The organism is Oribacterium sp. P6A1, from assembly GCF_000702885.1.
In the GTDB taxonomy this organism is placed as follows: Bacteria; Bacillota; Clostridia; order Lachnospirales; family Lachnospiraceae; genus Oribacterium.
Window position 1 is genome coordinate 1 of sequence record NZ_JNKO01000051.1, and the last position, 8,785, is coordinate 8,785.

At 47.9% G+C, this 8,785-nt stretch carries 2 protein-coding genes and 1 pseudogene; 2 read left to right on the top strand and 1 reads right to left on the bottom strand.

Annotated elements, in window-relative coordinates; all coding sequences use genetic code 11:
- Together T515_RS15295 and T515_RS15300 are read left to right on the top strand one after the other, a co-directional pair.
- Nucleotides 1-219 (top strand): annotated as a pseudogene (locus T515_RS15295) (dihydrodipicolinate synthase family protein); the annotation flags it as partial.
- A 257-nt stretch (nt 220-476) separates the two neighbouring features.
- A complete protein-coding gene (locus T515_RS15300; protein ID WP_036613108.1) occupies nt 477-7,211 on the top strand; it encodes a non-ribosomal peptide synthetase in 6,735 nt (2,244 codons plus the stop codon).
- Nucleotides 7,212-7,363: 152 nt separating this feature from the next.
- On the opposite strand, the gene T515_RS15305 is transcribed toward T515_RS15300, so the two are convergent.
- Nucleotides 7,364-8,359: a LacI family DNA-binding transcriptional regulator gene (locus T515_RS15305; protein ID WP_036613112.1), complete on the bottom strand. Its 996-nt coding sequence runs from the start codon at nt 8,357-8,359 to the stop codon at nt 7,364-7,366.
- Nucleotides 8,360-8,785 lie beyond the last annotated feature (426 nt).

An 8,785-nucleotide genomic window follows, 5' to 3' on the forward strand; every position in this document is an offset into this window, starting at 1 on the left:
GACAGAATCTATCACATCAGCCAGGCAATCTATGGCGGCGGACAGCCTTCAGGTGAGGCTCATGCAAGACTTAAGGAGACACTTGTACAGAGAGGCATCTTCACAAGCGCTCTTATGAGAAAGCCTGTACTTCCTCTTAATCAGGAAGAGAAGGATTGGATCGCTCAGGGTATCAAGAACAGTGGCCTTGAGAAGGTTGATATGTCAAAGTTCGCTTAATCCATTAGTTTTATCCAATTTTTATATACTGCCATTCTATAAGGAGGGCTCTGCACAAATGTGCAGAGCTCTTTTGCTTTGTACTTAAACAACAGCTTTTTTTACTAAAACAACCCTTTTGTTTGTACCTAAACAATCCCCCTATTGCTTTGTACGTAAGATTGTTTTTGCATGATGAAAGCATTAGAATTAAAAAAGAATGATCAGAGGTGGTGTTGCCATAGCTTTGATTCTGTAGTGTGGTTAAGGAGGTGGAGATGGAAATAATTAATGAAAGCGTGGGAACGGAGCGGGATACACAGATATTTCGTAATATGTTTGACGGTATTGACGGAGAAACAGAACTGTTCCGGGATGATGATCCGTCACTGGTCCAGAAGGAAGGTACACGTGGAACATTCCGATATTTTATAGAGGGAGAGGTAGGAACACCTCCTGATAACAGTCTGTTCCTTGGAGCATATGCGTATTTTCTGCATATGGTATGCAACCAGGAGCAGATACTGTTTTTTGTTAAGGATCGTGGAGTTACGATCCCGCTGATTTCCGAGCCTAAGGAGGATGCGGAGGCCGGAGTCTTCAGTAAGGAGCTGTCGGAGCTTCTGGATGAATTAAAGGGCTGTAAGGATGCAGATGTGCCTGCGCTTTTAAAGGAATATGCTATTACACCGAATATTTTCTTCTCTGTGGGAGATGTTCCGGAAAATGATACAGATGGTGAATTCTTTCTATCCGTTTCTCCGAAGGAAACCGGAAGTTATGAGCTTTTTATTCAGTACGATGCAGGTCTTTTCACTCAGGAGACCATACGTCGCTATGCATCCCTGTATGCAGGAATCGTTGCAGGATTCTGTGAAGGGCGTGTTCTGAAGAATATAGTCCTTGCGGATAAGCAGAACCTGGCGGAGATGGATGACTTTAATAGGACGGACAGAGACTATCCTAAGACGGATATCGTATCCATGTTCAGGGAGGCTGCGGATAAATATCCGAAGAATCCGGCGGTTCGGTACAAAGATAAGATACTTGATTACAGTGAGGTGGATGAGATCTCTGATCGTATTGCAGCTTACCTGGTCTCACAGGGAATCGGCAGAGGAGATGTTGTCTCCATCCTGATCGACCGTTCGGAGTATATGGTAACAGCATCTCTGGGCGTTCTGAAGGCCGGTGCGGGATATCAGCCTCTGCCGTCGGATTATCCGTCGGAACGGCTTTCCTTCATGATTCAGGATGCTTCCAGCAAGCTCCTTATTGCTGATGAGGCTCTGGTGGAAAAGGTTCCGGATTATTCGGGACCGGTCCTCTATACCCGGGAGATCAGCAGCCTTCCGGCCGGTGAGAAGCTGACTGCACATCCGGCCCCGGAGGATCTTTTTATCATGCTTTATACCTCCGGTACCACAGGTATGCCAAAGGGTGTTATGCTGGAGCACGGGAATCTTTCTAACTTCTGCTTCTGGTATCGTGAGAAATTTGGAATCGATGATAAGACAAGGGTGGCCGCTTACGCCAGCTATGGATTTGATGCCTGCATGATGGATCTTTATCCTGTACTGACTGCAGGTGGTTGTGTGACGATCCTGGAGGAGGAGATCCGTATGGATCTTCCTGCTATGGAGCGGCTTTTCCGCGACCAGCAGATCAATCATGCATTTATGACCACACAGGTGGGACGCCAATTCTATTCCATGGCGGATGTTCCGAGCCTTCGTTACTGTCTGGTAGGTGGTGAGGCGCTGGTTCCGGTACGCCCCAGAAATAACTCCACTATCCTGGTGAACTGCTATGGGCCCACAGAGTGTACGATTTTTACTGCCACGGCACCGGTGGATAGGCTCTATAAGCGTGTTCCCATCGGAAAAGCCATTGGGAACTACAGATGCTATGTGGTCGATCAGAACATGAGACGGCTTCCGCCGCTGGTTCCCGGCGAACTTTTGATCGCTGGGCGCGGAGTGGGACGAGGATATCTCAATCGGCCGGAGCAGACGGAGAAGGCATTCATTTCCAACCCATTCAGTAAGGATGAGGGCTTCACCCGTGCATATCGTACCGGAGATGTGGTTCGACTGCTTCCTGACGGAAATATAGATTTTCTCGGACGAAATGACGGGCAGGTGAAGGTACGTGGCTTCCGTATAGAACTTACAGAGGTAGAGGCAGTGATCCTTGAATATCCGGGTATAAAGGATGTCCGCGCCATTGCACGAAATATCGGCGAATCCGGAGGTAAGGCCATTGCCGCATATATCGTCAGTGACGGAGACATTGATATCGAAGCACTGAAGAACTTCATTCTGGAGAGAAAGCCGCCGTATATGGTACCTGCGTGGATCGTGCAGATCGACGATATCCCCCTCAATCAGAACGGTAAGCTGAATAAGAGAGCCTTGCCGGATCCAACTACCCGGCCGGTGAGTCCGGCAGCGGAGACAGAGGGAGAGCAGGAGCGCAAAGAGGATAATGTTCTTGTTGCGGAGCTTAGGAGAGAGATCTCCGAGATTACGGGACGTGAAAACATATCCGGCAGTGCACCGCTGGAGTATGAAGGGTTTACCAGTATCGGATTTATACGGCTTTCGGCTTATTTATATAAGAATTACGGGATTTCTGTCGCTCAGGATGAATTCAAGGGTCTGACACTTTTCGGACTTGAGAATATGATCATTTCTGCATGGATGAAGGGTACGGGCAGATCAGATGGCAGAGTGGCGCCGGAAGAAGAGGAGTTCTCTCCGTATCCGATCAGCCCGGCACAGCTCGGCGTATATGTGGAATGTGTCAAGCATCCGGAGAGTACTGTCTATAATATCCCCGTCAGGCTGGAATTCGCTGCCGATACGGATGAGAAGTTACTGCAGGATGCGATACGCACCGTGATCAAGGCACACCCTTCCGTAAATGTTCACTTTGAGACGGTGGGGAACCAGGTGATGGCTGTACGGAATAAGGAGACAGAACCGGTTGTTCATATGCTGAAGATGTCTCAAGAGGATTGCAATACCTATATTCACAAGTTCGCTGCAGCATTTCCCCTTAACAGAGGACCTCTGTATTTCTTTGCAATCGTAAGGACGGAGAAGTCGCTGCTCCTCGTTATGGATTTCCATCATCTGATCTTTGACGGATTCTCTCTGGATCTCTTCCTGCGGGATTTTGCGGATGCAATGGCAGGAAGGGGGTGTACACCTGAACCCTACGGTTACGGAGCCTTTGTGCGCACACAGCAGGAACTGCTGAAGGGTGACTTCATTGGAAGCGACAAGGATTATTTTGACAGGATCTTCGAAAAGTACGAGGCTCCCACCCGTCTTACTCCTGACAAGTCTGGTGGAGCAGAAGCAGGAAAGCTGGCTGTATATAGTGAGGACTTCCCCCAGGAGATGGCAGACAGGGCTATAGCAAGAACCGGTGTCACGGAAGCTGCCTATTATCTCTCTGCACTCTACTATGTAACAGCCAGACTTACGAATTCTGACAATGTCTATATATCAACTATTTCATCGGGGAGAAAAGATAGCAGGTTCTTCCAGACCTACGGTATGTTCGTCAATACCCTTCCCCTTTTCTCTGAGCTGACCGCAGGAAGTGTAGATGAATTCATCTGTAAGACGGCAGAGGACTTTAAGGAAGCAGTGTCCCATGAGAGCTATCCTTTTGCCTCCATCGCCTCAAAATGGGATTATTCCGTTGAGCTGATGTATGCATACCAAAAGGGGATCTTTGAGAAGCCGGATATTCCCGGCCTTATCAGTGTGAAGGAGGAGGAACAGGGCGAAGCTATGTTCCCGTTCTCTGTGCGGATAGTGGACGGAGAGACCTCTCCGGCCATCGAGATAGCCTATGACGAGTCCCTGTATACCGAGGAGTTTGTAGCTGCCTTTCTTCGCTATTACCGCACGGCTTTATGCAGATTTGCAGAGGACGGCAGTAAGACTCTGCGGCATGTTTCCCTTTTGGATGAGAGGGAAAGAGAGCTTCTTCGTGAATTCCATACGGTTCCCGAAGAGGGAGAGGTTCCGGAGGATACATTCCTCTTTACCGGCATGGAGAAGAATGCAGAGCTGTATCCGGATCGGACTGCGTTGATCGCAGCTGACGGAAGCTTCACCTATAAAGAATTTGATACCATAACCGACAGGGTTGCCAATGCCTTGATAAAAAGAGGTGCGAAGGTGGGCGGGAAGGCGCTGATCCTTCTGCCGCGTACCTCCAGAGCTCTGTTTGCGATCTTCGGTGCCAGCAAGGCGGGACTCGGCTATATTCCGTTTGACCCCGAATACCCCATCGATCGCATAAATCTTGTTATCGAGGATTCCGATGCGGGCTTCGTGATTACGGATAAGCAGAATATACCGCGCTTTGAAGGAAAGACATGTCTGGATATCGAGGAGCTCCTCCTGGAAGAGGATGAGACCAAGCCTCATGTACCGTTGACACAGGATGATATCTCCTACATGATCTACACCTCCGGCTCCACCGGAAGACCTAAGGGAGTTGTTCTCCGTCACTACGGGAATGCCCACTATGTGGCGGACCTGCCGGGTAAGGAGATGGTCAATTCCATAAAGAAATACTGTAAGGTGTACTGTTCCATTACTACTCTGTCCTTCGATATCTCGGTTATGGAATATACACTGGCGCTGAATCTGGGACTCACGCTTCTCTTTGCAAATGAGGCAGAGTGCAGAAATGCAGATCTCCTCGGACAACTTATGCTGGAGAACAAGGCTGATGTGATCAGCGGAACGCCGACTCGTATCTATACGATGCTTTACTCGGACACATTTAAGGATGCCCTTCGTCAGTACGGACAACTGGTTATCTGCGGAGGAGAGAAGTATTCCGAAAAACTGATGACAGAACTGAAAGCGCTGGTTCCTCACCCGATGAATATCTACGGTCCGTCGGAGATCACCATTTCCTGTAATGAGCATGATCTCAGCGGGGAGGATGTGATAACTGTCGGTAAGCCGACACCGGGTGTTACGGAATACGTGGTGGATACGGATGGAAATGAACTGCCTGTCGGTGTGGTCGGTGAGGTTTATATCGGCGGCTGGGGCGTAGGTATCGGATATAACAATCTGCCTGAGCTTACGGAGGGGCGTTTCATAGACTATAAGGGTGAGCGTATTTATAAATCCGGAGATTACGCAAGGTGGCTTCCGAACGGATATCTGGAGATCATCGGAAGAAAGGATAACCAGATAAAGCTTCGAGGCCTTCGGATAGAGCTTGGTGAGGTGGAGACTGTACTTCAAGCCCAGGAGGGCATGAAGTATGTAGCCGTGAAGATCGAGAAGATAAATGGTATCGAGCACCTGTGTGCCTGGTTCACGAATGATCGTAAGGTTGAGATTCCGGCTCTGAAGGAAGCCCTGTCGAAGACCCTGACCCCGTATATGGTTCCGACTGCCTATATGCAGATGGATAAGATGCCATTTATGCCTAACGGCAAGCTGGATATAAAGAATCTTCCGGTTCCGGAAATCCTGAGAGGAGAAGGCGATACTGCAAAATCTGCGGCCGAGAAGGACTTTTCGGAGATATTCTCGAAGCTTTTGAATGTGGATAATGTTCTGGCGACAGAGAACTTTTTCGACCTTGGAGGAACTTCACTTCTTGTGACACAGGTGGTCGTAGAGGCGGGAGTGAAGGGCTACAGCATCGTATTCGGAGATGTCTTTGCCAATCCTACACCCCGGGCTCTGGCAAAACTTGTTGAGGCAGCGGATGAGGCGGAGAAATCAAGACATGCTGAGGCTGACAGCGAGATAGAGGATTATGATTATACTGAGATTAACGAATTCCTTAAAAGGAATACGCTTGATTGTTTCAAGAAAGGGAGAAAACATGAATTAGGTAATGTTTTACTGACGGGAGTCACCGGGTATCTGGGAATACATATTCTGTACATGCTTTTAGAAAAGACTGATTGCAGGATCTTCTGTTTTATCCGCTCCACCAAGGAACGTCCTGCGGTGATCCGTCTTGCTTCCATGCTGTATTATTACTTTGAAAAGGATTACATGGATCTTCTGGACAAGCGTCTCTTTGTTTGCGAGGGGGATGTGACGGATAAGGAATCTTTCACAAGGCTTTCGTCGGAGAATATTGATACCGTCATAAACTGTGCGGCTATTGTGAAGCATTTTGCCCATGATTCTATCATTGAGGATGTAAATGTAGGCGGGGCAAAGAATGTGATCGATTTCTGCGTGGAGCATGGAGCGATGATGATTCAGGCATCCACCATGAGCGTTATAGAGATTGGGTATAAGGACAATACGCCGGAGGGATTCTCACCGTCAGAGCAGACCCTTTACTGCGGACAGGATCTTACGAATCAGTATGTGCGGTCCAAATTCCTGGCGGAGCGTGCAATCCTGGAGGCGATTCTTCACCGCGGACTGAAGGCCAAAATCATGCGCTACGGTAACCTGTCAGCAAGGTTTACGGACGGAGAGTTCCAGGTGAACTTCAATTCCAATGCAGCCATGGGACAGCTTCGTGCCTATGCGATCCTTGGCTGCGCGCCCTATGATCAGGCACAAGACCTGATGGAGTTTTCGCCTATCGATGTGGTTGCGGATGCAACTATCAGGCTGTGCGAAACTCCGGAGGACTGTGTGATTTTCCACGTGATCACGGATCAGTATATATCCAAGGTTCATATCTTCCGGGAAATGGCCGGGGTAGGATGTCCTGTAAAGCTGATGGAGCGTGAGGAGTATGAGAAGATCTTCGGGGAAGCTGCCAGAAATCCGGGGAAAGCAGCCCTTCTGACAAGTCTCATGGCATATGATGTCGGCAAAGGTGAAAGAGAACGGGTGATGCTTCCGATGAACAGGGAGTATACCCTTCAGGTTCTGTATAGACTCGGTTTTATCTGGCCTACTACTTCATGGGACTATCTTAAGCGTTTCCTTCAGGTGCTGAATGGGCTTGGTTTTTTTAAGGTAAATGAAGCATTGACCAGGAATTAAATAATACCGCCAGTCGGGCAAGCCGGCCGGCGGTATTTTCATGTCGACGCATCATAAAGCGACGGCCTTATATGCATATATGATATTAAACCGTATAAAACCTGGAAGAGTGATATCACGGCGCATCGACGGCCTCCTGTACATGTAAGATATCAACCCGTGGATTCACGCTCTATAAGCTGCGCGGAAAGAGTCAGGTGACGTGCAGGCGGTTTGTCATTCTTTGAAGATTCAATGGCTCTTATGAGCATAAGCGCTGCCTCTTCCCCGATTTCTTCTCCCGGAAGCTCGAAGGAAGTGAGAGAGGTCTCCAGCATTGAACCTATCTGTATGCCTGTCATACTGAGAAGCTTTATCTGATCGGGCACGGAAATATGGCTCTCTTTTAATGCTCTGAGAGCGCCCATGGACTGGGAATCGCTGGCCAGCATTATACCGTCGATGCCGTCGTACTCATCCAGTAGCTTTAAGGTACATTCATATCCGTAGGAAGGACCCTGAAGCAGGGAATCCTTTGAAATGACTATCTCCTCCAGGTCAAGTTCAGATATGGCACGTTTGTAACCGGTGTATCGGTTTTCATAAGGCGTTAGGGATAATGAGCTGTTTATGAGCGCGATCTTCCTGCAACCCTTGCTGTAAAGGTTCCATACCGCCTTGTAGCCTATGTCGGTGTAGTCTACATCTACACAGCTAAGCAGCGGATCGAATTTTCGGACCACCTGAACCACAGGGATCTCAGTGTTAATGTCTCTGATCAGTCTTGAGTTGCTTCCCGTAGCTCCTATTATCATTCCATCTATAAAACTGTTTCTGAGCTTAACGAGACTTTTCTTCTCCACATCCCCGTCATTTCCTGTGTTGACCATGATGATGGCATAGCCCTTATCGCTGGCGGCTTTTTCAATGCCTAAAGCGACCTGCGAGAAAATGGAGTAGGTGATTTTCGGTACCACTACGGCTATGGTGTTTAATTTGCCCTGACGCAGGCCTCTGGCGAGGACGTTGGGTTTGTAACTGAGCTCCTTGACGGCTGCAAGAATTCTTGCTTTTGTTTCCGGATGAACATTTGAATTATTATTGAGAGCTCTCGAAACGGTGGAAACATCGACGTGTGCGAGAGCTGCAACATCTTTTAACGTGGCCATGTGAAGCCTCCTTAAAATAAGCTTTTTTTATTATAGCATTTACAAGGCTGTGTGCAAACGTTTGTTGTGCTTGAATTTAAAATTGCACATGCAACGTAGAGGTGCATATAAAAATATGCACAAGTAAAACGCTTTCAAAAGTGACAAAAGCGACAAAAGATACAACATATTGCAAAGAGTATGCAACAAATTGCAGACGGTTGCAGAAATATTGCACGAATTTGTTGAGCATGTTATAAATGTCACATAACAAATACAAACGATTGCGAAAGGAGAAAGGGCGCCTCTTCCGGAGCAGTTAAAAAACATAGTTCTGATTAAAAGGAGAAAAAATATCATGGCAAAGGTTAAAAATTTCAAGACAATATTCCCGGCAGTTTCAGTTCCACTTAACGATGACTACTCAATCAACGAGCAGGAGTTCAG

What these genes read in the sequence shown, in the direction of transcription:
- T515_RS15300 (WP_036613108.1), top strand. Translation starts at nt 477, where the DNA reads ATGGAAATAATTAATGAAAGCGTGGGAACGGAGCGGGATACACAGATA.
- T515_RS15305 (WP_036613112.1), bottom strand. Translation starts at nt 8,359, where the DNA reads ATGGCCACGTTAAAAGATGTTGCAGCTCTCGCACACGTCGATGTTTCC.